General features: G+C 37.9%; 26 protein-coding genes and 1 riboswitch. Of the genes, 10 read left to right on the forward strand and 16 right to left on the reverse strand.

What is annotated here, in order from left to right:
- Positions 1-214 precede the first annotated feature (214 nt).
- The 3 genes from BALCAV_RS21430 to BALCAV_RS02290 form a co-directional block, all read right to left on the reverse strand.
- Positions 215-376, reverse strand: coding sequence for a DUF1540 domain-containing protein (locus BALCAV_RS21430; protein ID WP_003323840.1), 162 nt, complete (start codon positions 374-376; stop codon positions 215-217).
- A gap of 234 nt (positions 377-610) precedes the next feature.
- A complete protein-coding gene (gene metK / locus BALCAV_RS02285) occupies positions 611-1,819 on the reverse strand; it encodes a methionine adenosyltransferase (RefSeq protein WP_003323841.1) in 1,209 nt (402 codons plus the stop codon).
- A 175-nt stretch (positions 1,820-1,994) separates the two neighbouring features.
- A riboswitch (SAM riboswitch) is annotated at positions 1,995-2,108 on the reverse strand.
- Positions 2,109-2,212: 104 nt separating this feature from the next.
- Positions 2,213-2,995 carry an alpha/beta hydrolase family protein gene (locus BALCAV_RS02290; protein ID WP_040323414.1) on the reverse strand — a complete coding sequence of 261 codons (783 nt, stop codon included), beginning with the start codon at positions 2,993-2,995 and terminating at the stop codon, positions 2,213-2,215.
- Positions 2,996-3,093: 98 nt separating this feature from the next.
- Here BALCAV_RS02290 and BALCAV_RS02295 point away from each other — a divergent pair, with 98 nt between their 5' ends.
- The 3 genes from BALCAV_RS02295 to BALCAV_RS02305 are packed head-to-tail and all read left to right on the forward strand — an operon-like array spanning position 3,094 to position 5,645.
- On the forward strand, positions 3,094-4,092 hold the full coding sequence (locus BALCAV_RS02295) for an ABC transporter substrate-binding protein (protein WP_040323400.1): 999 nt from the start codon (positions 3,094-3,096) through the stop codon (positions 4,090-4,092).
- A 4-nt stretch (positions 4,093-4,096) separates the two neighbouring features.
- The gene (locus BALCAV_RS02300) at positions 4,097-4,876 is read left to right on the forward strand and encodes an ABC transporter ATP-binding protein (protein ID WP_003323845.1); all 780 of its coding nucleotides are present in this window, start codon (positions 4,097-4,099) and stop codon (positions 4,874-4,876) included.
- Positions 4,854-5,645 carry an ABC transporter permease gene (locus tag BALCAV_RS02305; protein WP_003323846.1) on the forward strand — a complete coding sequence of 264 codons (792 nt, stop codon included), beginning with the start codon at positions 4,854-4,856 and terminating at the stop codon, positions 5,643-5,645. Before BALCAV_RS02300 ends, BALCAV_RS02305 begins: the two co-directional genes overlap by 23 nt.
- A gap of 350 nt (positions 5,646-5,995) precedes the next feature.
- Here the strand turns inward: BALCAV_RS02305 and ytkD are convergent, their stop codons facing one another.
- The 6 genes from ytkD to BALCAV_RS02330 all read right to left on the reverse strand — a co-directional run bounded on the left by ytkD (position 5,996) and on the right by BALCAV_RS02330 (position 11,492).
- Positions 5,996-6,472 carry an RNA deprotection pyrophosphohydrolase gene (ytkD, locus tag BALCAV_RS02310; protein ID WP_003323869.1) on the reverse strand — a complete coding sequence of 159 codons (477 nt, stop codon included), beginning with the start codon at positions 6,470-6,472 and terminating at the stop codon, positions 5,996-5,998.
- Positions 6,473-6,528: 56 nt separating this feature from the next.
- Positions 6,529-7,740: an MFS transporter gene (locus BALCAV_RS02315; protein WP_003323870.1), complete on the reverse strand. Its 1,212-nt coding sequence runs from the start codon at positions 7,738-7,740 to the stop codon at positions 6,529-6,531.
- Positions 7,741-8,196: 456 nt separating this feature from the next.
- Positions 8,197-8,688, reverse strand: coding sequence for a YwpF family protein (locus BALCAV_RS02320; RefSeq protein ID WP_003323871.1), 492 nt, complete (start codon positions 8,686-8,688; stop codon positions 8,197-8,199).
- Positions 8,689-8,984: 296 nt separating this feature from the next.
- The gene (locus tag BALCAV_RS22505) at positions 8,985-9,131 is read right to left on the reverse strand and encodes a hypothetical protein (RefSeq protein WP_168771618.1); all 147 of its coding nucleotides are present in this window, start codon (positions 9,129-9,131) and stop codon (positions 8,985-8,987) included.
- A gap of 165 nt (positions 9,132-9,296) precedes the next feature.
- Complete coding sequence (locus tag BALCAV_RS02325) at positions 9,297-10,475, reverse strand: MalY/PatB family protein (RefSeq protein ID WP_003323872.1); 1,179 nt, start codon at positions 10,473-10,475, stop codon at positions 9,297-9,299.
- A gap of 48 nt (positions 10,476-10,523) precedes the next feature.
- Positions 10,524-11,492, reverse strand: a complete 969-nt coding sequence (locus BALCAV_RS02330) for a 2-hydroxyacid dehydrogenase (protein ID WP_003323874.1) — start codon at positions 11,490-11,492, stop codon at positions 10,524-10,526.
- 208 nt (positions 11,493-11,700) lie between these two features.
- On the opposite strand from BALCAV_RS02330, the gene BALCAV_RS02335 reads away from it, so the two are divergent.
- The 3 genes from BALCAV_RS02335 to BALCAV_RS02350 all read left to right on the forward strand — a co-directional run bounded on the left by BALCAV_RS02335 (position 11,701) and on the right by BALCAV_RS02350 (position 15,029).
- Positions 11,701-13,254, forward strand: a complete 1,554-nt coding sequence (locus BALCAV_RS02335) for an ABC-F family ATP-binding cassette domain-containing protein (protein ID WP_003323875.1) — start codon at positions 11,701-11,703, stop codon at positions 13,252-13,254.
- A 490-nt stretch (positions 13,255-13,744) separates the two neighbouring features.
- Complete coding sequence (locus tag BALCAV_RS02345; protein ID WP_003320803.1) at positions 13,745-14,395, forward strand: deoxynucleoside kinase; 651 nt, start codon at positions 13,745-13,747, stop codon at positions 14,393-14,395.
- The gene (locus BALCAV_RS02350) at positions 14,373-15,029 is read left to right on the forward strand and encodes a deoxynucleoside kinase (protein ID WP_003320804.1); all 657 of its coding nucleotides are present in this window, start codon (positions 14,373-14,375) and stop codon (positions 15,027-15,029) included. The genes BALCAV_RS02345 and BALCAV_RS02350 overlap by 23 nt, the downstream gene beginning before the upstream one ends.
- 44 nt (positions 15,030-15,073) lie before the next feature.
- Here BALCAV_RS02350 and BALCAV_RS22510 read toward each other — a convergent pair whose 3' ends face one another.
- The 5 genes from BALCAV_RS22510 to BALCAV_RS02370 all read right to left on the reverse strand — a co-directional run bounded on the left by BALCAV_RS22510 (position 15,074) and on the right by BALCAV_RS02370 (position 19,598).
- On the reverse strand, positions 15,074-15,223 hold the full coding sequence (locus tag BALCAV_RS22510; protein WP_168771653.1) for a hypothetical protein: 150 nt from the start codon (positions 15,221-15,223) through the stop codon (positions 15,074-15,076).
- A gap of 223 nt (positions 15,224-15,446) precedes the next feature.
- Positions 15,447-16,430, reverse strand: coding sequence for an aldo/keto reductase (locus BALCAV_RS02355; RefSeq protein WP_003320805.1), 984 nt, complete (start codon positions 16,428-16,430; stop codon positions 15,447-15,449).
- Positions 16,431-16,583: 153 nt separating this feature from the next.
- Positions 16,584-17,534, reverse strand: coding sequence for a glycine betaine ABC transporter substrate-binding protein (locus BALCAV_RS02360; protein ID WP_040323403.1), 951 nt, complete (start codon positions 17,532-17,534; stop codon positions 16,584-16,586).
- 35 nt (positions 17,535-17,569) lie between these two features.
- The gene (locus BALCAV_RS02365; RefSeq protein WP_003320807.1) at positions 17,570-18,412 is read right to left on the reverse strand and encodes an ABC transporter permease; all 843 of its coding nucleotides are present in this window, start codon (positions 18,410-18,412) and stop codon (positions 17,570-17,572) included.
- Positions 18,381-19,598: a quaternary amine ABC transporter ATP-binding protein gene (locus BALCAV_RS02370; RefSeq protein WP_003320808.1), complete on the reverse strand. Its 1,218-nt coding sequence runs from the start codon at positions 19,596-19,598 to the stop codon at positions 18,381-18,383. The genes BALCAV_RS02365 and BALCAV_RS02370 overlap by 32 nt, the downstream gene beginning before the upstream one ends.
- Positions 19,599-19,995: 397 nt before the next feature.
- Between BALCAV_RS02370 and BALCAV_RS02375 the strand changes: the two genes are divergently transcribed.
- A complete protein-coding gene (locus tag BALCAV_RS02375) occupies positions 19,996-20,541 on the forward strand; it encodes a GbsR/MarR family transcriptional regulator (RefSeq protein WP_003320809.1) in 546 nt (181 codons plus the stop codon).
- Positions 20,542-20,580: 39 nt separating this feature from the next.
- On the opposite strand, the gene BALCAV_RS02380 is transcribed toward BALCAV_RS02375, so the two are convergent.
- Positions 20,581-21,201 (reverse strand): restriction endonuclease, encoded by a 621-nt coding sequence (locus BALCAV_RS02380; protein WP_003320810.1) that lies wholly within the window; start codon positions 21,199-21,201, stop codon positions 20,581-20,583.
- 204 nt (positions 21,202-21,405) lie between these two features.
- Between BALCAV_RS02380 and BALCAV_RS02385 the strand changes: the two genes are divergently transcribed.
- Genes BALCAV_RS02385 through BALCAV_RS02395 form a run of 3 tightly spaced genes read left to right on the forward strand, consistent with a single transcriptional unit; the run spans position 21,406 to position 23,511 of the window.
- Positions 21,406-22,128: an SDR family NAD(P)-dependent oxidoreductase gene (locus BALCAV_RS02385; RefSeq protein ID WP_003320811.1), complete on the forward strand. Its 723-nt coding sequence runs from the start codon at positions 21,406-21,408 to the stop codon at positions 22,126-22,128.
- Positions 22,128-23,144 carry an S-adenosylmethionine:tRNA ribosyltransferase-isomerase gene (locus tag BALCAV_RS02390; protein WP_003320812.1) on the forward strand — a complete coding sequence of 339 codons (1,017 nt, stop codon included), beginning with the start codon at positions 22,128-22,130 and terminating at the stop codon, positions 23,142-23,144. The genes BALCAV_RS02385 and BALCAV_RS02390 overlap by 1 nt, the downstream gene beginning before the upstream one ends.
- A 10-nt stretch (positions 23,145-23,154) precedes the next feature.
- On the forward strand, positions 23,155-23,511 hold the full coding sequence (locus BALCAV_RS02395) for a VOC family protein (protein ID WP_003320813.1): 357 nt from the start codon (positions 23,155-23,157) through the stop codon (positions 23,509-23,511).
- A 110-nt stretch (positions 23,512-23,621) separates the two neighbouring features.
- On the opposite strand, the gene BALCAV_RS02400 is transcribed toward BALCAV_RS02395, so the two are convergent.
- On the reverse strand, positions 23,622-24,266 hold the full coding sequence (locus BALCAV_RS02400; protein ID WP_003320814.1) for a response regulator transcription factor: 645 nt from the start codon (positions 24,264-24,266) through the stop codon (positions 23,622-23,624).
- Positions 24,267-24,272: the final 6 nt, after the last annotated feature.

Raw genomic sequence — 24,272 nt, forward strand, 5'->3', positions numbered from 1 at the left:
TGGACATAATATGTATAATATTGATAATGATAATCAATATTATAAGTAGGGGGAGATACATCCTCCTCCCCCTAACAAGGTCTTCCTTTTCAATTCATCATTAAATTCGTCTTGAGCATAGACTTTGCTGATGAATATAACATGATCACCACATTCTAATGGACGAGATCATTTTGTAACGATGCAGGAAAATCGCTTTCAATTTTGAAAAAACTTATCCCATATGTTCTGGCTCGAACGTTTTACAGTCTGTTTCTTCAGTTTTGTTCGCTTTTTTTCCTTTATGACTAACCACATAAATTTTATCGGCACTACACCGATTTCCATTATCCCAAAAAACACAGTTGTTTACTTCACATAATACATCAGTCGCCATTGTCATTCACCTCCCTATTTTCATTTTTACCGTTTGAACCTCTTCACATACTCTCCTTTTTATAAAAACATCTACATAAATTGGACGATGCTGGTTAAAAAACTCGCCCTCCACTTACATATGTAAAATAAACTACGCTGTATCTGCATTGATAAAGACTTTTCCTTCTAAACTGAGTAAATAGAAAAAAGCTAAACCGCGGCTCACAACGATTTAGCTTTTTTAGTATTTATTTTACTTTGCTAATTTAGCTTGTTCTTTTAAAACAGCGGCTTTATCAGTGCTTTCCCAAGGTAACTCAACATCTGTACGGCCAAAATGTCCGTATGCAGCTGTTTGTTTGTAGATTGGGCGACGTAAATCAAGCATTTTGATGATACCAGCTGGGCGAAGATCAAAGTTCTCAGCGATTAATTCAACTAGAACTTCTTCTGAAACCACACCTGTACCAAAAGTATCAACTGAAATCGATACTGGACGAGCAACACCAATAGCATATGCTAATTGAACTTCACATTTCTCAGCAAGACCTGCTGCCACGATGTTTTTCGCTACATAACGAGCTGCATAAGCACCAGAACGGTCTACTTTAGTTGCATCTTTCCCAGAGAACGCACCGCCACCATGACGAGCATAACCACCGTACGTATCAACGATGATTTTACGTCCTGTTAAACCAGCATCCCCTTGAGGTCCACCAATAACAAATCGACCAGTTGGGTTAATGAAGTATTTTGTACTTGCATCAATTAACTCAGCAGGAACGACTTCATTAATAACATGCTCTTTTAAATCTTTTTCGATTTGCTCTAATGTTACTTCTGGATGATGCTGTGTGGAAATAACAATTGTATCAACACGAACTGGTTTTCCATCTTCATCATACTCTACCGTTACTTGCGTTTTTCCATCTGGACGTAAGTAATCAAGAATTTCTTCTTTACGTACTTGAGCAAGGCGACGAGATAATTTATGGCTTAATGAGATTGGTAATGGCATTAATTCTTCTGTTTCGTTTGTTGCAAAACCAAACATTAACCCTTGGTCCCCTGCACCAATTGCTTCGATTTCTTTATCTGTCATTTGGCCTTCACGTGCTTCTAACGCTTGGTCAACACCTTGAGCGATATCAGCTGATTGCTCATCAATAGATGTTAAAACGGCGCAAGTTTCTGCATCAAAACCATATTTTGCACGAGTATAACCGATCCCTTTAATCGTCTCACGAACGATTTTCGGAATATCGACATATGTGCTCGTTGTAATCTCACCAGCAACAAGTACAAGTCCTGTATTTACTGATGTTTCACAAGCAACACGTGCGTTTGGATCACTTTTCAAAATTTCATCAAGAATGGCATCCGAAATTTGATCACAAATTTTATCTGGATGTCCTTCCGTTACTGATTCTGATGTAAATAAACGTCTACTTTTTAAAACCATTTCTATTTTCCTCCTCTGCACATAACCAACAAACAGTCATGGGCGAAAAATTGTGACGGCACTCATTTCCGATTGTGGGAGTAAAAACAATCGAAGACGTATTTTAGACAAATATAAACGATAAAAACCCTCTTTCCACACAGTGAGGAAAAGGGTTGGAGTGTTTACCTTTCGCCTCTTATCGTCCAAGGAATATACCTTGCAGGTTAGCACCTTTTCACTTCTTTTCAATGAAGTGATGGTTGCTGGGTTTCTTCGGGCCTGTCCCTCCACCTACTCAGGATAAGAGTATCCGTTCGGGACATATCATAACGCAGATCAGGGTGACTGTCAACGATCTCTAGCGTTTCTTTTGGATCAAGTTTTTTCCTATACAAAATTCCCTACGTACGTCTATTCGTTTAGTTTTCTCTTTTCTTGTGATTTCATCCACTTTGCTGCCTTTCCCAAAACATTCTGCTGATCTTTAACAGGGAAATGATGGGGAAATTTTTTAAAGTACCAAGCTTCTACTTGGTTACCTAATGCTTTTTCTAATCGAATTGAATGCTCGACCGAAACATGTTTATCTTTTTCACCATGAATAACTAATATCGGGATATTCGTTTTTTTCATTTTACTTATCGGGCTTCTATATTCGTAACGTTCGGGATACTTATTCGGCGTACCACCAATGACACGCTTCAGCATTCTTCTTAAATCGACCCGTTCTTCATAGGTTAAGAACATGTCCGTCACCCCATTCCATAGGGTACATGTCGTTAATTGAGGTCGTTCAATCGCTGTAAGGAGGGCCATTACACCACCACGAGAAAAACCTAATGCATGGAGGCTATTGGCATTCACATATGGTAACTCACTTAATATATCGAGAGCATGAATCGCATCATAACGATCTTCCCCAGCAAAATCCTCTTGTCCTTCTCCTCCTCTATTCCCACGATAAAACGGAGCCATAACCACAAATCCTTCACTGGCCCATTGAATTAATCGTTGGACCCGTACCATGCCGACATTCTTAATTCCTCCCCTTAAATAAAGAAGACCTGGCAAGCTTTTAGCCATTATGGGCTTCGCTAAATAACCTTTCACTTTTAAGCCTTCACTCAAATAAGTCATTTCAAAAAGTTCAATGCGTGGATGTGGGGAAGGAACTCTAACTTGAGCAAGTAACATTTTTTCACAACCTTTATTATCTAGGCTAACACACAATAACGTACACCTACATAGACTATCACAATTACAAATATTTAACCTTTGAGGAGTTGAAACAGATGGTTTTCTTAAAACGAATGACCTCGATCATTCTACTGATATCTTTAATATTGCTGCCCGTTGCTTGCTCCAATTCAAACGCAGAATTACAGAAAATTCGTCTAGCTGAAGTAACTCGTTCAATTTTTTATGCCCCTTTATACGCCGCGATTTCGGAAGGCTTTTTTGAAGAGGAAGGCATTGATTTAGAATTAACGACTACTTGGGGTGGGGATACGACGATGACCACTCTTCTTTCTGATGGAGCCGATGTTGCGTTAGTAGGTGCAGAAACGTCGATTTACGTCTATGCACAAGGAGCAAATGACCCTGCTGTTAACTTTGCTGCCCTTACCCAAACAGACGGTACTTTCCTTGTTTCCAGAGAGAAAATGGATTCATTTGAATGGGAGGACTTACGTGATACGACGTTTTTAGGTCAACGTGTCGGTGGAATGCCACAAATGGTAGGTGAGCATGTACTAAAAAAGCATGGAATTAACCCTCATCAAGATCTTGAATTAATTCAAAGTATTGATTTCGGAAATATTCCAAGTGCGTTCGCCTCAGGGACAGGTGATTTTGTTCAATTATTTGAACCACAAGCGACTCAATTTGAAAATGAAGGAATTGGGTACATTGTCGCCTCGTTTGGAGAAGAATCCGCACTTGTGCCATACACAGGATTTATGTCAAAAGAAAGTTTTATTAAAGAAAACACAGAGACTTTAGAAGCTTTTACTCGCGCGTTATATAAAGGACAACAATGGGTAGAAGAGCAATCAAGTGACGTCATTGCTGAATCGATTGCTACCTTTTTTGAAGATGCTGATGTCGAGTTAATTGCTCAAGTTGTTGACCGTTATCAATCTCAAGGCTCATATGCAACGGATCCTCTCTTAACAGAGGAAGCTTGGATTCAACTTCAAGTCATTATGGATGCAGCAGGAGAGCTTCCTAAAGAAGTCGATTTCCGCGAGCTCGTGAATACAAGTATCGCTGAAAGCGTATTGGACTGATTCGATGGCTAAATTAACGATTCAAGACGTCTCGAAGATTTACTTAACCAAAGAGGAAGCCGCATTAGCATTAGAGGATATTACTTTAACCATTAATGAAGGAGAATTTATCTCGATTATCGGTCCAAGTGGTTGCGGGAAAACGACTCTTCTTTCTCTCATTTCTGGTATTTTAAAGCCAACAAAAGGAAAAATTTTATTAAACGAAAAGCGGATTGAGCCGAAAACGACCAATATCGGCTACATGCTCCAACAGGACTATTTATTCCCTTGGCTCACGATTGAAAGTAATATCACAATTGGTCAGCATATTCGCCATTCATTAGATGAGTCTTCAAGAAGAAGAGCTTTGAATTTACTTGATGCGATGGGGTTGTTAGACAAAAAATCGTTGTACCCTGCCCAATTATCAGGGGGAATGAGACAAAGGGTTGCCCTGATTCGAATGCTCGCATCAGATCCTTCGTTTATGTTATTAGATGAGCCCTTTTCCGCTCTAGATTATCAAACGAAGCTAAAGCTTGAAGATCTCGTGTTTAAAACGTTAAAAAGGGAAGGAAAAACAGCGATTTTAGTTACACATGATATCGGGGAAGCCATTTCGATGTCTGATCGAGTCGTTTTGTTAAATACAAAACCCGGTCGGATTCATCGTATTTTTGATATCCCAAAAGAGATAAAGGAACTCATCCCTTTTGATGCACGTCAAACTTCTGCTTATACCGAGCAATTCAACTTAATATGGGAGGAGATGGAATCCCTTGAACCTCGGAAAACTTCATGATAATTATTTACGTTCATTACGGAAACAAAAATGGCAAGTTTTTATTGTTCAAATAAGTATACTCATTTCCTTCCTTTCTTTTTGGGAAGTGGCCGCTCGTCAGCGATGGATTGACCCATTATTATTTAGTATGCCGTCACGAATATGGGATTTACTTGTCACACGCATCTCTGATGGAAGTTTATTTTTACACACATCCTTTACTTTATTTGAGACGATTCTTGGCTTTATTATCGGAACCCTTGTAGGGGTCATCATTGCCGCTATCCTTTGGTGGTCACCCTTTACCTCTAAGGTACTTGACCCTTATCTAGTCGTCTTAAATTCAATGCCAAAGGTGGCTCTTGGTCCGCTTTTAATCGTCGGTCTTGGACCTGGGTTTACTTCTATTTTAGCAATGGGGGCCTTAATCTCAGTCATTATCACCACGATTGTTGTTTATAGTGCCTTTAAAGAAGTTGACGCTAATTATGTTAAAGTGTTGCATACATTTGGAGCATCAAAGGCTCAAACATTTGGAAATGCGATTTTACCGGCCTCGATGCCAACCATTATTTCGACATTAAAAGTCAATGTCGGACTTTCATGGGTTGGAGTTATCGTTGGGGAATTTCTCGTCTCCAAACAAGGACTTGGCTATTTAATCATTTATGGCTTCCAAGTGTTCAATTTTACCCTTGTCTTAATGAGCTTAGTTGTGATTGCCGTTTTAGCAACCGTCATGTATAAACTAGTCGAGCTCCTTGAGAAAAAGTTAATCCAATTTTAATCGACAATAAAAGAAGGGCTGTCCCAAAAGTCATGAAAATGATCTTTGAGGGTTCAGCCCCTTTTTGAATATTATAAAAGTAAGGGGAAGGCTACTGAAAAAGTTCTGTTAGTTAAAATCAAGTTTGGATAAGTTGGTCTACTCCGCCAGCTACATACCCTACGCGTTCCGCGGGTATGTAGCTGCCTCCGTTTTGGATCATAAAAAAATAGTTTGAATCCATGAGCGACTATCTACTCGAAAAACTAATTTCTAAGTTAAAGTTGATGTTCAGACTTTTTCAGTGGACTCTCCTTTCCTCCTCCAAGAGTCGGCCAACCCATTTCGTCCGCTAAGTTTCATTTTCTAGTTCATCTACCGTTTCTATTCCCTATGTACTGAAGGGCTAATGGTAAAACTTTATCCTTCATGACAAAACTATATTCCGGATTTTTTTTGAGGTTGTCTGGAAATTGTTTGATTAAAAGTGGTCCGTTCGTTTCTAAATAATCATCCTTCTCCTCAATGACCTCAACTTCAGCAAAATAAATCGCCTTATTAAACAGCTGACCTTTCCCCTCGACACGATACCACCCGATATAATCTAGCCGCCCAATAGTTGCCCCTGTTTCTTCATATACCTCACGATGACAAGCTTCTTCTAAACTCTCTCCTTCTTCGACCTTTCCACCCGGAAACTCATACCCTCGTTTTTTATGCCTTGTTAACAGCCAGCTTTCCTCAAAACGGCAAAGGACCCAAACATGTTTAACATCCCGCAGCAAACCTTGGCCAAATTGTAGAGAAATAGAACATCCATTTAAATCTGTAAATTGATAAATGATCATCACCGCCCCTCTTCTTCATTTTAGTATAAAGGGCAATGACGTCCATTATCAATTGCTTACCACGTAATTTTGCTCTTTTCTCCTCCTTCTATAAAAAAAATCGCTAATAATAAAATAATCAAACATAGAATGGCATTTGATAAAAATAAAAACTGGTGTGATATTTTGATTAGCAACGTAAATATAGGTGGCCCTAAAGCAACGCCAACAAATCGCATCGAACTATAGAAAGAAGTAACGGAGCCTCTTTGCTCCTTCACAATGCCTTCCGTGACAAGAGCGTCTAGGCTTGGCAAAGCAAAACCAATTCCAATCCCACTTATAAATAAACAAGTTAATAAAATATAAATATCTTCTGAAAAAGCAATCACAGCAATCGATAAAGTTAGTCCGATTAAACCGATGATCGTCATCTCTTTCATTTTTTGTTTATTTTGCCCGATTAACTTGCCTGTTACAAAGGAACTGCAACATAATGCTGTTAAGGGCACAGCAAGCACAATCCCTTTTTTGATTCCTTCAATATTATGTTCCTCTTCCAACATCGTCGATAAATAAAAAAGCACACCAAATAATACAAACATACAAATTCCACCAATGATAAATACGGCGTACAGCCATCTACCTTCCCGTTTAAATATTCCTTTAAGTATTTTCAAAAAATCCGGAAATTTAACTTTTTCAGTAGAAAGGGCGGGTGATTTAACGAGAAAGGCCATTAAAATAATTGAAATCAAACAAAAAACTGGGAATGAAAAAAAGGGGATGTACCATTGAATGGCCGCTAAACTTGCCCCTAAAATGGGGCTGAGAACTTTACCAAATGTGTTTGAAGTTTCAATCATTCCTAATCCTTTACTAACCTCCTTTTGATCCCGATACATATCCCCAACTAACGGCATCACAATAGGGGAAGCACCAGCTGCCCCAACTCCTTGCAATAGTCTCCCAATTAAAATCATATAATATGGATTGGCTATATAAACCGAAGCCAGTCCAGAAACTAAACCACCGATTCCTGAAATAACTAAACTCGGAATAATAACTTTTTTTCTGCCAATCTGGTCCGAAAGATAACCTGCAATCGGAATGCAAATAATCGCCACAACGGAATAAATCGTAATGAGCATGCTCACTTGTAAAGAAGTAATATCTAATTCCTTTTCAATAATTGGCAGGACGGGAATGAGCATCGAATTCCCTAATGTCATGACAAGAGGAATTGAGGCAATCGATAATATCGCTAATTTCTTATTCTCTCCTAACATCACTTTTCCCCTTTTACGAAAACCATTCTTATGTACTAAGTATTCAACAAGCCCCTAATTCTATTCTGTATAAAAAGTGGAAGATAGCGGGAGGAATGAGGAAAAATAAGAACAGTTGTGAAAGTCGCTTTTTGACTTTCTACAACTGGGCGATTTTTCCCGAATTCCTGCTGTCTGTAACTGGATTCATAAAAAGTGGAAGACAGCGGGAGGAATGAGGAAAAATAAGAACAGTTGTGAAAGTCGCTTTTTGACTTTCTACAACTGGGCGATTTTTCCCGAATTCCTGCTGTCTGTAACTGGATTCATAAAAAGTGGAAGATAGCGGGAGATTGAGGCAGTCTCAAAAACAAAAAAATAACCCATCGAGTCATCATAGAATGAGTTTTGACGGGTTATTGCCTTTTTGTATAAAATTTGTGTTTCGAGCGGCGGGATGAGATGCCCGACTAGCTTCTAAACGAGTCGGTAATCATCCTTTTTTAATAAATCCTCATAAACCTCATCTAATGTTCGCTGGGAATGAGCCGTTAAGTTAGCTTTTCTTCGTTTGAACTCATCAATAAATTCAGGACCCTTATAATTTTCATCAACTAAATCCTCAACTACATCTTCTAAAACTTCATCTTTTCCTAAAATGAGGTTGCCCTTCATTAAAATGCTAATGCCTGATGATAATTGGGTAATTTCCGAAACTTTTGTGATTAATGTCGCTGGATAATTATCTTTTCTTGAAATAACGACGTCAATTAATAAGTCCTTATCCTCTTGCTGGACTTCATTAAAAAAAGCAAACTGTTCTTTTTCTACAACGGCTTCTATTAACCATGTTTGTTTAGAGTTTTCCATGTTAATAATTAATCCACGCTCAAGCTTTAATGGATAATGTGTAAGCTTGCCTGATTTCCCTTTTAATAAATAAATTGAGTAAAGTTTAAATGTTTTCATCCTTACTTCCTCCTTTATGTATTAGACCACTGAAAAACGGTCTGCTCATTAAAATATCGTTACATTGGTTAGCCTACTCCGCCAGCTGCATACCCGCAGCAGTCGCGGGTGAGTCGAGAGCCTCCTCACAGTCCGCTTGCTCCGTTTTTGGTCATGAGAAAACAGTTGAATCCATAAAATATATACTTCTATTAAATCATATTATGAGTTTTAGTCCAAAATTTTTCAAATCCAATTATGTATACTCACCAAAATAGAGCACCCTTATTTTTACATAAGGGTGCTCTATAACATTATTAAGAAGGCTTGGCGTCTTCAAAAAGTGCTTCTAACTTTCGTTCTTGAATCCACATAATGAGTTCTAATTCTTGTTTCGTTAAGTTCCTATCAAGCTTCCATTTACATTCATCGACCAACTCAAAAAATTGATTCATCTGTTTCATTTGTAAATGTCTCCTTTTTTTAAACTTTAACAAAAATGTATGGACAAACTTATTTAATCCAATCATATGTGTATCCGGATGAAGTTATGACAAAATGCACCCTTTTATATAATCTATTCGTCATTAACGCACTAAATCCTCCTACCTTCTTAAAATGTTCTGAAATTAATGACCGCTTTTTACATAAGCTGCTTTTAAACGATTTAACGCTTCTTCAATTATACTCGCTGGACAAGCCAAGTTCATTCGTTCAAACCCTTGCCCTTCCTCGCCAAACATCGCACCATGATTAAAGCCCACTTTTGCTTCCTCAATGAGCCACTTTTTTCGTTCAGCTGGAGTGAAGTTTAATTGTGAGAAATCTAACCATAACAAGTACGTACCATCTGGTTCCATCCATTTCACTTTTGGCATATGCTCACTTAGAAAATCAGTCACTAGCTTGTAATTGCTTTGGATATAAGTCATTAATTCTTGTAACCATGGTTCTCCATGTGTATACGCCGCTTCCATAGCCACTTCTGCAAAGCTGTTATTCATACCTGTAAAAGTGGTTGCGATAAACTTTTTGAGCTTCAAACGTGTGGCACTATCTTCCATCACAATATAAGATGCTTGTATTCCTGCTAAATTAAAAGTTTTACTCGGAGCCAAACAAGTAAAGATACGATCTTTCATTTCAGGATCTATTGAAGCAATCGGAATATGAGAATGTCCTTCATATAGTAGATCGGCATGAATTTCATCTGACACAATATAAAGATTATGTTTTTTACAAATGGCAACAAGCTTCTCAAGTTCAGTTCTTTTCCAAACGCGGCCACCTGGATTATGTGGATGACATAATAACAGCATTTTTGTTTTTTCCGTAATGACGTCTTCGAGCTGTTCAAAATCCATATCATATTGTTTTCCGTCATATTTTAACGGATTTCGCACCAATGTCCGCTCATTTTTTTCAATTACATCATAGAAAGGATAATAAACAGGTGTTTGAATAATGATTTCATCACCCTGTTCTGTAAAGGTGTTAATAAGATGACTAAGAGCAGGGACAACTCCTAGCGTATAAACAAAGGAATTCTCACTTACCTCCCAATTATAACGACGCGAAAGCCATGATTGCACGGCTAAGTCTAATGATTTTGAGTGAGCAGGGTATCCAAAAATCCCATGGTCGGCTTTTTCTTTAATCGCTTCAATCACAGCGTCTGGAGCACGAAAATCCATATCCGCTACCCATAAAGGTAAAATATCATCTGCTCCAAATCGTTCGTTTAACATATCCCACTTCAACGAGTTCGTTCCTCTTCTTTCAATGACTTGATTAAAACGTTCACTCATGTTTAACGTCCTTTCTTTCCCTTAGTATATTTTCATCCGTCACTATTTTTATTGATTAGGTACTTCGTAAACAAGCTCTTTTCCTGTTAAACCATTAATTAAGTTTGAAACCGTCACTTCGACCATTTCTTGCCTTGTTTCAATAGAAGCACTTCCGATATGTGGAATTGCTAAAACATTTTCAAGTTCAAGCAATGGATGATCGGCAGAAATAGGTTCTTTTTCAAAGACATCAAGTCCTGCCCCTTTTATTTCTCCAGTTTTTAAAGCATCGTATAACGCCTTTTCATCGACATTCGTTCCACGCGACGAATTAATGAGATAGGCTGTATTTTTCATTTTTTTAAATTGCTCGGTTCCTATCATATGATAAGTTGCTTTCGAGCCAGGAGCTAATAAAACAACAAAGTCGCTTTGTTCTAAAAGCTCATCTAATGAACAATATATCGCTCCAACTTCCTTTTCAGCCTCTTCATGACGACTGCGGTTATGATAAAGAACATCCATTGAAAAACCTTTTGCACGTCTGGCTACACTTAGTCCAATGCGTCCCATACCAATAATTCCAATTTTGGAACCATAGACTTGTTTGCCAGTTAAACCGAATGGACTCCAACTACTCCATTCATTATTTTTTATCATTTGTTGACCTTGTGGTAAGTTTCTTGCCGTTGCTAATAATAGGGCAAACGTTAAGTCTGCTGTCGCTTCCGTTAAAACGTAAGGTGTGTGGCCTATTTTGATCCCTTTTTCCCTAGCAACCTCTAAATCTATGTTGTCATACCCGACAGCGAGCGTACTGATTACTTTTAAATATTCAGCTTGTTCTAATGCCTCACGATCAAGCTTATCTGAAAGATTAGAAAATACACCATCTGCCGTTTTGAGCTCCGCTAATAGTTGCTCACGTGGCATTGGTTCATCTTCCTTATCAAACATGATAACTTCCACATTTGGTAATTCATACAAACGCTTTAACAATGCTTCAGGTACTTTTCTTGTAATTAAAATTTTCATCAAACATTCTCCTAACGTATGTAAAATCGTGACGCTTACTAAAGAGGCAGAGCCATCTTTCTTAGTATAGCATGAACCACCCTATTTTTTTGAGCGAAGAAACTTCTTGAATCTGATTCTTTTAGTCATTTTTTACAGTACTTCTATTCGGATAATATGATAAAATATGATGAGAAAATAATGTCCGTTTTAGAAGAAAGGTGTCGTTATGAGTATTTTATCTGTGTCGAACTTAAGCCACGGTTTTGGTGACCGTGCTATTTTTGAAAAGGTCTCCTTCCGTTTACTAAAAGGCGAACATATTGGTTTAATTGGAGCAAACGGTGAAGGGAAATCCACCTTTATGAATATCATTACAGGCAAACTAATGCCTGATGAAGGGAAAGTCGATTGGTCGAAGCGTGTCCGTGTTGGTTATCTTGATCAGCATACCGTTTTAGAAAAAGGTCTGACAATGCGTGATGTTCTAAAAAGTGCCTTTCAATATTTATTTGATTTAGAACAAGATATGAATGATCTTTATGACAAAATGGGAGAAGCCACTCCTGAAGAGTTAGAAAAAATGCTTGAGGAAGTCGGTGTCATTCAAGACATTTTAACAAACAATGATTTTTATATTATTGATGCAAAAGTGGAAGAAATTGCTCGTGGACTTGGTTTGGATGATATCGGTCTCGAACGCGATGTGACCGATTTAAGTGGTGGTCAACGAACTAAGGTTTTATTAGCTAAACTTCTCTTAGAAAAGCCTGACATCCTTTTACTTGATGAACCTACCAACTATTTAGATGAGCAACATATCGAATGGCTGAAACGATATTTACAAGAGTATGAAAATGCTTTTATTTTAATTTCTCATGATATTCCTTTCTTAAATAGTGTCATCAATATTATTTATCATATGGAAAATCAGGAACTAAATCGTTATGTCGGTGATTATGAGCATTTCTTAGAAGTCCACGAAATGAAAAAGCAGCAATTAGAGGCTGCCTTTAAGCGCCAACAGCAGGAAATATCTCAATTAAAAGACTTCGTCGCTCGTAATAAAGCCCGTGTTTCCACTAGAAATATGGCGATGTCACGTCAAAAGAAATTAGACAAAATGGATATCATTGAACTGGCAAGAGAAAAACCGAAACCAGAATTTCATTTTAAAGAAGCTCGTACAACGAGTAAGGTCATCTTTGAAACGAAGGATCTCGTCATTGGCTATGATGAACCATTGTCTAAACCATTAACACTCCGAATGGAACGTGGTCAAAAAATTGCCCTCGTCGGTGCGAATGGGATCGGAAAAACAACGTTGCTAAAAAGCCTCATCGGAATTAATCCAGCTTTATCAGGATCAATTGAGCGAGGCGATTATCAAGAAATTGGTTATTTTGAGCAAGAGGCTCCAAGTACTAACCATACTTGTATTGAAGAAGTTTGGAATGAATTTCCTTCTTTAACTCAAGCGGAAGTTCGTTCAGCTCTAGCTAAATGTGGGTTAACGACTAAACACATCGAAAGCAAAATTGTCGTGCTGAGTGGTGGAGAAAAATCAAAAGTCCGTCTATGTAAATTAATTAATAAAGAAACAAATATCTTATTACTGGATGAGCCAACAAACCACTTAGATGTGGATGCAAAAGACGAACTAAAACGAGCGTTAAAAGCTTACAAAGGAAGCATTCTGCTCATCAGCCATGAACCTGACTTTTATCAAGATGTCGTAACCGATGTTTGGAATTGCGAAAACTGGACAACTAAATTAGTTTAATCAAATAATTCCTCCCATAAAGTGAGGCTGCCCTAAAAATAGGACAGCCCACTTGACTTGAAAATAGTAAAATCTAATAAAATAATCTAGCTGCGCCTGTTAGAAGTCGAGAAAATTAACAAAAAGGCAGGAGCTTCTCCTTTCTCTTCCTTTGTTTGCCTCCACTCTTGTATTACCAAAACGGAGGCAGCGGAATGACCGGAGACTCCTGCGGGATTAGTGATACACGGGAGACCCCGCAGCAAAGCGAGGAGGCTCCCGGTTCACCCGCGGAACGCGTAGGTCATGCAGCTGACGGAGTATACCAACTACTCTTTTCTCGCTTCTTAGCAAACGGACTCCGCTTTTTATTCAATCTAGCTGCGTCCGTTAGAACCTCGAGAAAAATCGGTCGTCTTTATGAAGACAAAGAACGTCTTCAAAAGCCGCCCTGTATTTTTTCTCGCTTCTTAGCAAACGGACTCCGCTTTTTATATAAGGAGGTTCTTTGATGAGTGAAATCCCTTTTATTTCCGTGGAAGGTCCGATTGGTGTTGGTAAAACCTCACTAGCCCAAGCGATCTCCTCGTCCTATCAATATGCGATCTTGAAAGAGATTGTTGACGAAAACCCATTTTTAAGCAAGTTTTATGAAAACATTTCAGAGTGGAGCTTTCAAACCGAAATGTTCTTCCTCTGTAATCGTTTTAAACAATTAGAAGACTTAAAAACAAACTACTTATCTAAACAAATTCCGGTTGTCGCTGATTATCACATTTTCAAAAATTTAATTTTTGCGAAACGGACGTTAACGACTGAGCAATATCACAAATACGAGCAAATCTATCATATTTTAACCGATGATATGCCAAGACCTAATTGTGTCATTTATTTAACAGCAAGCTTATCCACTCTTTTAAAACGAATTGAGATTCGCGGTCGTGATATGGAACAAAATATCGACCCAGCCTATTTAGAACAATTAACCGCTGATTACGAAGAATCCATCAAAGGTTGGGAAGAAAAATACCCTTCTATTCCCATTATTCGTATTAATGGTGATGAGCTAGATTTTGTTCAAAATGAAACAGACCTTAACCTAATATTTAAACAACTCGAACAAAAAGGAGTCGTTCCTCTTGAACTTACGAGAAAAGTATAATATTCCCCAAAATGCCGTTATCACGATTGCTGGTACAGTAGGGGTTGGCAAATCTACGATGACTAGTAAACTTGCTGAAGCACTCCAATTTAAAACATCTTTTGAAAATGTTGACCATAATCCATATTTAGATAAATTTTATGCTGACTTTGAACGCTGGAGTTTTCACTTGCAGATCTACTTTCTTGCAGAACGTTTTAAAGAACAGAAAAGAATGTATGAACTAGGTGGAGGGTTTGTTCAAGATCGCTCGATTTATGAAGATACCGGAATTTTTGCCAAGATGCACGCTGATAAAGGGACAATGAACAAAACAGATTACGCTACTTATACGAGCCTGTTTGAGGCGATGGTGATGACCCCCTACTTCCCACACCCAGATGTCCTCCTTTATTTAGAAGGAGATTTGAATGAAGTTATTACCCGAATCCACAAACGTGGTCGAGATATGGAGCAACAAACACCGATCAGCTATTGGGAAGAAATGCACGAACGTTACCAAACTTGGATTAACCAATTCACTGCCTGCCCCGTTTTACGCTTAAACATTAAGGATTATGATTTATTACAAAACGAAAAGGCAACAGAAGAAATCATTGCGGAAATCGCTCAATCTTTAAAACAGCAAGTTTAATATCTAGTTCTATTAAACTTCAATAACATCAAAACCGGGCCCCATCATGAGGCCCGGTTTTTTTCATCATCATCTTCCTCTTTCATATCAAGCTTCCAATAATGAATCCGTGGCAATTGCTGATAATGAACATACTCCTGTACTAATGAAATGACCACAAAGGAAAAGCCATACCAATCAATACCTTTAAACATGCAATTCCCCCTCTCAACTAGCCTATGGGGGATAACAGTTGTCCTAGTCGATTTTTAAATAAATGTGGGCAATTTTTTTTTTACAAAGAACTGTTCTAAAGTTGGTGATCAAGCGAGAGAATAAAGAAACTTATAGTCCAGCGTTATCACCAAATGTAGATCCCACATTATATTCGAATGGCTCCTACCTTTTCTTGTCTCCAAAGGCTGTTCTTGACATTATTTAGTACGCACCTCGTATAGATTCACTCACACTCTCAGAATAAAATAACTTTATCCTCTCTAGCTCACTCTCAGAAAAGGAGCGGACTTCTTGCGACTTAAGGTTGTCCTCTATTTGCTCTTTTGTTTTAAAACCAGGAATGACACATGAAACCGCTGATTGATCTAAGATCCAACGCATGGCCGCTTGAGCCATTGTCCCTCTTTCCTCGGCAATCCATTTTAGATGTTCTACTAATTCTACTCCTTTACTAAAACCTAACCCAGCAAATGTTTCTCCCACATTAAAGGCGGCACCGTTTTCATTAAAAGAACGATGATCATCCTGTTCGAAACGATGCTCTTTTGTGAATTTCCCTGTCAATAACCCACTAGCTAGAGGCAATCTTGCTAAAATCCCGACCTCTTTTTTTTCTGCTTCAGGAAAAAGCTGCTCCAAAGATTTTTGACGAAATAGATTAAAAATAACTTGAAGTGTTTTGACATTTGGGTTTTCTAAACAAATTAATCCTTCTTCAACGGTTTCAACACTTACACCGTAGTTTTTGATTTTTCCTTCCTCTTGTAGACGATTAAGGATGTCAAAAACAGCTCCGTCTTTTAAAATATCAGTAGGTGGGCAATGGATTTGATATAGGTCAATTGCTTCACGATTCAATCGCTTTAGACTTGATTCACAATAAGAACGAATCGTTTCATAGGAATAATTTTCGGGTGCGTGAATATCCCCCATCCGACAAAACTTGGTTGCGATAAAAACTTCCTCTTCTTTTCCCTTTGTCGCTTTTGCTAATAATTCTTCACTATGCCCATTTCCATAGACATCTGCTGTATCAAAAAAGTTCACCCCTTGATCAATCGCAAACTCAAGAGCCCTTAATGATTGCGCATCATTTACATTTCCCCAAGAACCACCAATCGCCCACGTTCCAAAACTAACTTCACTTACTTCGAATCCTGTTTTACCTAATTTACGGTACTCCATTTAACTACCTCCTCCTCTAACCTACAATTCTTAAATACTTTGTATCTCAAATTAAAGTAAACGCTCTCTTCTAAATGATTATATAAAAAAAACTCCGACCAAAGACAGTATTCTGCCTCGGTCAGAGTTTTTGTACGATGCTCTTAAAGTCAATTAATTATTTAAATCTTCAATTGACGTAATATCCATGTATTCAGGAACGACTAAACCAATAGCAGCCCCTTCTAAGTTTGGTCCTAAATCAACGACTCGATCTTCAAATTGCTCCCATTGAGTAGCATGTGTTACTGGTAACCATGCTGCAACCATTGCATCTGCTTCATTAGAAGCAATGGCTTCCCACATAAAGCTATTCTCTAATGCACTAATATCAACTTCATAACCAACACTTTCAAGAACTAACTTCATTAGATTTGTTGAAGCAATCTCTGAATCCCATGCAACAAAAGCTAATGAAATTGAATCGCCATCAACTGTTGCGACACCGTCTGTCCACTCAGCTACTTTATCTTGATTTGCATCGAACCAATCTTCGGCAGCAACAGCTGGATCAGCTCCGTTATTAATATCATTCATAATGATAGCCATATCGTCTTCTGTCCAGAAGAAATTGCCTAAGACTTCAACTGCTTCTGGCATATCTTCTTCTAACCCTAAACGAGTAATCGTGTGAATATCTTCTGCTTCACCAAATACACCTTCTGGATCTTCTAGATATTTCAAATCAAATTCAGCAAATTTCCAATGTGGGTTCCAACCAGTGACAACAATTGGCTCCTCATTTTCAATTGCAGTAGCTAAAGCACTTGTCATCGCTGCCGATGAACTTACTTGTACTTCATAACCTTCTAAGTTATATGTTTCAACAGCTTCTTGAGCACGTGCAACTACACCAGCACCAGCATCAATTCCCGTAATCGTATAATCTAATGATTCAGCTACAGCTGTTGATGAATCACCATTATCACCAGACTCACCATCTGTTGATGTATCATCGTCATTTCCACAAGCTGCTAAAAATAATGAAAAAGATAAACCTACTGCTAACCCTGCACGTTTCCAATTTTTTTCATAGTTGACACTCCCATTATATTTTTTATTTATTAATCAAAGTTAAAGAACTTGACTAAGTTAAGTGATTAAACTTCTTTCTTATTGGCGTTAAAGCTTTGCGTTAAACGGTCCAGGATAATCGCAATAATAACGATCGCAATTCCCGTTTCAAAACCTTTACCGACATTGTTTTGTCCTACCGCATAATAAACTTCCTGCCCAAGACCTCTTGCACCAATCATCGCCGCAATGACGACCATTGATAGAGCAAGCATAATACTTTGGTTAACCCCTGCCATAATCGTTCCTTTGGCCATTGGCAACTCAACCTTAAATAATTTCTGTGCTGGCGTAGACCCGAAGGCATCAGCCGCTTCAATTAATTCTGTTGATACTTGTTTAATTCCTAAGTTTGTTAAGCGAACGGTTGGTGGCATCGCAAAAATAACTGATGCTACGACACCTGGCACCATTCCAATTCCGAAAAAGGCAACAGCAGGAATTAAATAAACGAAGGCTGGCATCGTCTGCATTAAATCAAGTACAGGCTTTAAAATGCTCTCTACAATTTTGCTTTTCGACATCCAAATTCCAAGCGGTATTCCTATTATTAAAGCAATAAAAGCACTTGTTAAAACAAGGGACAGTGTTTGAACGGCCCCATTCCAATAACCGAGATTATAAATTAATAACAGTCCTAATAAGACAAAAACAGGTAAGCCCCATTTTTTGCGATTTAAAAAGACGGTTAGAGCAACAACGAGTAAAATAAACAACCACGCTGGCGGAAAGGCTAATATCATTTCAAAAAAGTCAACTAAAGCACCAATTCCAGTACGTATCGCTTCAAAAAAAGCGGCTCCACTTTTGAGCCAATCTACAAAACTATCAATCCATTCAGCTAGTGGTAGACGTGGTATGGAATCCATCGAAATCCACCTCATTTCCAGACAATGCTCCTAGAACAGCACCTCTTACAATAATTCCTTTTAATTTTCCATCTTCTACTACAGAAAGAGGAATCGAGCTCGTTGATAAGGAATCAAGCAATTCATAAATAGATGTATCCATTGAAACTTTAGGAATATCTTTGTCTATGATTTCATTTAAATCACTTTTTTGTTCCTTAATTAATTTAGATACTTCATTTGCGTGAACAACCCCAACAAGTTCCTTTGTTTTCGTCGTCACATAAATACTTGAAATTCCTGCATCTTTCATACGTTGAATCGCCACACGTGGACCATCTTTCTCAAGTTTAATCGTCTCTGGACGAATCATGACATTTTCAGCCGTTAATACTTTAGAACGGTCGACATCCTCAACAAACTTCTCTACGTATTGATTTTCAGGCTGTGTTAAAATTTCTTCTGGTGTCCCAACTTGAACAATCGAACCGTCCTTCATAATCATAATGCGATCACCGATTCTTAATGCTTCATCCAAATCATGAGTAATAAAAATAATCGTCTTTTGCATTTTCGTTTGTAAATCCAACAATTCATCCTGCATGTCTTTTCGGATTAAAGGATCTAAGGCTGAGAAAGCCTCATCCATTAACAAAATGTCAGGATCATTCGCAAGTGCTCGTGCTAAACCAACTCGCTGTTGCATTCCACCAGATAGCTGGTCGGGATATTTTTGTTCATACCCTTTTAAGCCAACTAGCTCTAATGATGTCATTGCCTTTTCGTATCTTGTTGCTTTAGCAATTCCTTGAACTTCTAAGCCATATTCGACATTGGCAAGCACTGTTCGGTTAGGAAACAGACCGAATTTTTGGAAAACCATCCCCATTTTCTTCCGACGAACTTCCCTTAGTTTCTTGCTGTCCATTTTTGCTAAGTCTTCCCCATCTAACCAGACACTTCCTACAGTTGGCTCAATTAGACGATTTAACAGCCTAATGATCGTTGACTTACCACTACCAGACAATCCCATGATGACAAAAATTTCACCATTCTCGATTTCAAAGCTGGCTTGATTAACGCCCACGGTCATTCCCGTTTCTTTTAAAATTTCGTCTTTCGTTTTCTTTTCTTTCAAAAGGTCAATCGCTTTTTTTGTCTTTTTCCCAAAGACTTTAGTGAGACCTTCCACTTTTACTTTTGCCACGTTCGCTTCACCTCACTTACTTTTTCCATGTAACATCCGACCTATTAACTATAGCCTTTTGTAAAATTAACAACAATCTCTATATTCAGTACGTATTGTTTATTTATTACGTACAGTTTAAACTGTACAGACATTACAGGAGAGATTCTTAGTAATCCTAGCAAATGCTAAGAGATCATCCAATTTTGAGCACTTTCACCTTTTTCACATTTTTGATACTATCTTTATGAGTAACGTTTTTAACAAGGACTAATAAGGTATAGCCTTTTTTAAATAAGGTGAAACCTAAAAAGAATAAATAAAAATATTAAAAAGACTCTAAAAAAACTTAGTTAAGAGATCAAATTGGTGTAAGACAAGAGCTCATAATGAATCTACTTGGGGAGGACAAGTTAGAATGGTTGAAAAAAAAGAGCATAGTGATTGGGAGAAGCTCGAACTCGCACGTGAAGAATTTTCACACGAACTATCCAAAAACATTCATATGTATGGAATTACACAATCTGTTGGAAGATTGTATGGAACCGTTCTTTTTGCAAATGACCCTATGACATTGGATGAAATGAGTCAAGCAATAGGAATGAGCAAAACGAGCATGAGTACAGGAATTCGAACACTGTTAGACGCAAATATGGTCGATCGTGTTTGGCAAAAAGGGGTTCGAAAAGACTTGTATCAATCTGAAGAAGATTGGTATAAATCCTTCTCCGCTGTCTTTGTGAAAAGGTGGCGAACTTCTGTTGATAATAACTTAAAGGCTGTTGAACAGCATTGTCTTATTTTAAAAGCGTTATCAAATAATGAGGACGAAGAGCTACAGCAAGCCATTCAAAATGATTATCAAAAAATGGATCACGCCAAAAAGTATTATCAATGGCTCCAAGATGTGATCCACTTATTTGAATCAGGTGAAATTTATAACATTATTCCAAAAAAAGAATAAAACAATAATCTGCAAAGTCCACTGGCCTTGCAGATTTTTTCATCCTCTTTTTCGGTAAAAATATTCACCTGCTTTTACCGTTGTTTTATTCGTTTCAAGCCTTTCAAGCGTATCAATGTATTGATAATTTTGACCTGAAGTCGCCTCGACAATTAGTTGTCTTGCCCGGTCCTCTTTTCCTTTTTTAAATGATTTTAATAATTCATCAAGTCCTTCACGGTCAATGATTCCGACCTGAGTCGCTGCCGCTAATTGATAACATGGATCTGATATTTTATCTGTACTTGTGACAATTATACTTTTTTCAGCTTCATAAAAAGCCCTTGCTGCGTAAATTTCTTGTACCGCTGATAACCCTAATTTATCTGTATATCTTTTTGCTTGCAAAACAACTTTTTCATTTTCTTCATTATAAAAAACCATATCGGCACCAAAATCACGGCTTTTTTTCGTTTGATAAATCGTTCCTACACCTATAGCAGCAAATAAAACGAGTAAATAATCCTCAAATTCATGTCCACTCATTCGATCAATATCACGAATCGTTATTTTCATTAAGTCATATTTCTGCTTCTTTAATTTGCGGACAACGATCCAAATAATAGATGTGGCTATCAACACAAGAACTAGAATTAAAAGGAGCTGTTGTTCAAAGGCCATATTGTTTCATTCCTTTAGCTTTAATATCCTTTTATTTTACACAAATTCCCCCGTGCACACAAACACCTGTTTGTATATCTTTCTACATCAAAAGTTGTAGAAACACTCAGACCATTTCGGTAACTCTTCCTCCATCCAATCCACGATGTCGAAATAGTTGGTTTTTTCTAAAATAAAGTTAACCAAACAAAAGGAGCTAAAAAAATGAATACAAACAAAAAAGTGATTCTGATTACTGGAGCTTCACGAGGATTAGGAGAATCGTTAACTTACCATTTTGCCAAAAAACAAAACCAATTAGTTATTTGTTCACGAAACATAAAAGAATTGCTCCCCGTCAAATTAAAAGCCGAATCATTCGGAGCAGAAGTAATAGCACTTGAAGCCGATGTTGCAAACTTTAATGATGTTGATCGGCTCGTATCCGTTGCCGAGGATTCTTTTGGAAAAATTGATATTCTTATTAATAATGCGTCTATTTTTGGGCCTGGCCTGACGGAACTTGCCGACTATTCAGAGATTCAATTTGAACAGGTTTTACAAATCAATATTATGAATCCATTTCTTATGTCGAAAAGAGTACTAGCAGGAATGCTTGCTCGGAATGATGGTTTGATAATAACGCTCACATCGGCTGCTGGAAAAACAGGTTTTGCTGAATGGGGAGCTTATGGTGTTTCAAAATTCGCTGTAGAAGGACTGATTCAAACGTGGGCAGATGAACTACAGGACACAGGTGTTGAAACATGCCTTATTGATCCAGGAGAGATGGACACTGTCATGCATGATATTGCTGTTCCTAATTGCGATTATCCATTGTTGAAACCATCGCAGCTTTTACCACTTTTTGATCAAATTATTCATAATCAAGGTTCTGTTAACGGAAAACGTTTTGAAATCGTTGAATATTTAGAGGGGGATTTATAATGAACATAGTCAATAATATTCATCAATCCTTTCAAATTCCAGCCAATTTACATGCCAATACCCCAGCTGAGTACCGAGAAAACAGTCGTTCTCAAGTCAATATGATGGTGTTAAATAAACAAACAGGTGCAGTGAGTGATCACCATTTAGCAAACCTGCCTCACCTTTTGTCTCCAGGCGATTTACTTGTTTTTAACAAAAGCCGGACGATTCCTGCTTTGCTAAGAAGCAAAGATCAAAAAATAGAAATTCGTCTTGCTCGAAAAATAACTGATTTAAAATGGGAAGCCTTAATTTTTCAGAATGATGAGAGGAGAGATTGTATCTTACTAGAAGGAGGTGGACAGCTAGACATAGTGGGCACTGGTAGTGAAGCTCCTTTAGTCGTTGTCGAATTCAGGCAAATATCCGAACCGATTTTGTCGTACCTTTATAAATATGGTGCCCCGATTCGTTATGAATACATCCATAAACCATGGCCAATGCAAGATTATCAAACGATTTTTGCCTCGGTTCCAGGCTCAGTCGAGATGCCTTCAGCAGGTCGAGCTTTTTCGTGGAAGTTGATTCAACAACTAAAAAAATCAGGCATTCAAATTGCTTTCCTTGAATTACATGCTGGCATTAGCTATTACGGTGATAATCAATGGCCAAATCCAAAAAATCACCCTGAAGCCTATTCAATTCCAGTAGAAACGATTGAATTAATCAAAAAGACCAAACATCATGAAGGTAAAATCATCGCCGTCGGCACAACCGTTGTTCGAGCACTCGAATCATTTGCTTTAGAAAATAACCCCTTAAACGGGGAAACAACAACTGATTTATATATAAACAGACAGCACCCACTCCAAATAGTAGACGGTCTTATGACAGGTCTCCATGAACCAGATACGAGTCATCTCGACCTCTTATGTGCTTTTACTGAGGAAGCTTATATTATTGACGCTTATCGACATGCATTGAAGCAGCAATATCTTTGGCATGAATTTGGCGATTTAAATTTAATCTTTTAAGGAGGACCTAATGTACGTCTTACACCATATCGGCATTGAAGTTCAGCATTTGCAAAATTCACTCCAATTTTATCAGCACTTTTTTGACGCAAAAATAGGAGAAAAATTTTTAATGGATGACGAAGAAATTGTTTTTCTCGAACTTGATTCCTTTGTCATTGAACTCATTCACTCAAAACAAACGGGAAAAAAGCCTCAAACATCAACTGTTCACTTCGCCTTAAAAGTACCTAATTTAATGGAAGAAATCGCTGCACTAACTAAAAAAGGGTTCACAGCAAGCGATGGCCCTTATCATTTAAGCAATGGATTAAAAGTGGTTTATTATGAAGGTCTAGACCATGAAGTCATTGAATTAATGGAGTAAATGGTGCCGCTTATCCCACTTTGCGCCGTAGATAGTCTAATACAAACAAATACACAATAAGAAAAAGACTGCTAAAAGCCAATAAAATGGCTTTTGGCAATCCCTCCTCCTTAAAAATGGGCGATTTTAAATTTAATCGCAAACAAGGCTGCTTGGGTCCGATCATGAACCTCTATTTTGCTAAAGACATTTGAAATGTGGGTTTTAACCGTTTTTTCGGTAATTTCTAAATCAGCCGCTATTTCTTTGTTGCTTTTTCCTTTCGCAATTTCAATTAAAACTTCCTTTTCTCTCTTCGTTAAAGAGTTCACGAGCTTCTCTTCCTCGGAAGCCTCATTCGAAATACGCGTTAACACATATTTAGTCACTTTATCATGTAATTTACTTTCGCCTCGATATACGGCCCGAATTGTTTCCGCTAACTGTTCGGGCTTAATATCCTTTAATTGATAGCCACTTGCTCCGGCTTGCAAGGCTGGAATCACATGGTCATGCTCGGAAAAGCTACTTAAAACAAGCACCTTGATCTTTGGAAACTGTTTAAGCATTTTTTCTGTTGCCTCAATTCCATCCATTACAGGCATTAAAAGGTCCATCAAAACGACATCAGGTTGGAGGGCTTTCACTTTATCCATGGCCTCTTTTCCATTTTCGGCTTCCCCGACAACCGTCAAGCCTTCCACCGTTTCCAAAAAATAAATCAAACCTTTTCGAACAACGGTATGATCATCAACAACCATCACTTTAATCGTCATCTGCCT

This window comes from Alkalihalobacillus alcalophilus ATCC 27647 = CGMCC 1.3604 (genome assembly GCF_000292245.2).
Taxonomy (GTDB): Bacteria; Bacillota; Bacilli; order Bacillales; family Bacillaceae_D; genus Alkalihalobacillus; species Alkalihalobacillus alcalophilus.

Coding starts and splice junctions, on each gene's coding strand:
- BALCAV_RS21430 (WP_003323840.1), bottom strand. CDS start 376: ATGGCGACTGATGTATTATGTGAAGTAAACAACTGTGTTTTTTGGGAT.
- metK (WP_003323841.1), bottom strand. CDS start 1,819: ATGGTTTTAAAAAGTAGACGTTTATTTACATCAGAATCAGTAACGGAA.
- BALCAV_RS02290 (WP_040323414.1), bottom strand. CDS start 2,995: ATGTTACTTGCTCAAGTTAGAGTTCCTTCCCCACATCCACGCATTGAA.
- BALCAV_RS02295 (WP_040323400.1), top strand. CDS start 3,094: ATGGTTTTCTTAAAACGAATGACCTCGATCATTCTACTGATATCTTTA.
- BALCAV_RS02300 (WP_003323845.1), top strand. CDS start 4,097: ATGGCTAAATTAACGATTCAAGACGTCTCGAAGATTTACTTAACCAAA.
- ytkD (WP_003323869.1), bottom strand. CDS start 6,472: ATGATCATTTATCAATTTACAGATTTAAATGGATGTTCTATTTCTCTA.
- BALCAV_RS02315 (WP_003323870.1), bottom strand. CDS start 7,740: ATGTTAGGAGAGAATAAGAAATTAGCGATATTATCGATTGCCTCAATT.
- BALCAV_RS02320 (WP_003323871.1), bottom strand. CDS start 8,688: ATGAAAACATTTAAACTTTACTCAATTTATTTATTAAAAGGGAAATCA.
- BALCAV_RS22505 (WP_168771618.1), bottom strand. CDS start 9,131: ATGAAACAGATGAATCAATTTTTTGAGTTGGTCGATGAATGTAAATGG.
- BALCAV_RS02325 (WP_003323872.1), bottom strand. CDS start 10,475: ATGAGTGAACGTTTTAATCAAGTCATTGAAAGAAGAGGAACGAACTCG.
- BALCAV_RS02330 (WP_003323874.1), bottom strand. CDS start 11,492: ATGAAAATTTTAATTACAAGAAAAGTACCTGAAGCATTGTTAAAGCGT.
- BALCAV_RS02335 (WP_003323875.1), top strand. CDS start 11,701: ATGAGTATTTTATCTGTGTCGAACTTAAGCCACGGTTTTGGTGACCGT.
- BALCAV_RS02345 (WP_003320803.1), top strand. CDS start 13,745: ATGAGTGAAATCCCTTTTATTTCCGTGGAAGGTCCGATTGGTGTTGGT.
- BALCAV_RS22510 (WP_168771653.1), bottom strand. CDS start 15,223: ATGTTTAAAGGTATTGATTGGTATGGCTTTTCCTTTGTGGTCATTTCA.
- BALCAV_RS02355 (WP_003320805.1), bottom strand. CDS start 16,430: ATGGAGTACCGTAAATTAGGTAAAACAGGATTCGAAGTAAGTGAAGTT.
- BALCAV_RS02365 (WP_003320807.1), bottom strand. CDS start 18,412: ATGGATTCCATACCACGTCTACCACTAGCTGAATGGATTGATAGTTTT.
- BALCAV_RS02375 (WP_003320809.1), top strand. CDS start 19,996: ATGGTTGAAAAAAAAGAGCATAGTGATTGGGAGAAGCTCGAACTCGCA.
- BALCAV_RS02380 (WP_003320810.1), bottom strand. CDS start 21,201: ATGGCCTTTGAACAACAGCTCCTTTTAATTCTAGTTCTTGTGTTGATA.
- BALCAV_RS02385 (WP_003320811.1), top strand. CDS start 21,406: ATGAATACAAACAAAAAAGTGATTCTGATTACTGGAGCTTCACGAGGA.
- BALCAV_RS02390 (WP_003320812.1), top strand. CDS start 22,128: ATGAACATAGTCAATAATATTCATCAATCCTTTCAAATTCCAGCCAAT.
- BALCAV_RS02395 (WP_003320813.1), top strand. CDS start 23,155: ATGTACGTCTTACACCATATCGGCATTGAAGTTCAGCATTTGCAAAAT.
- BALCAV_RS02400 (WP_003320814.1), bottom strand. CDS start 24,266: ATGACGATTAAAGTGATGGTTGTTGATGATCATACCGTTGTTCGAAAA.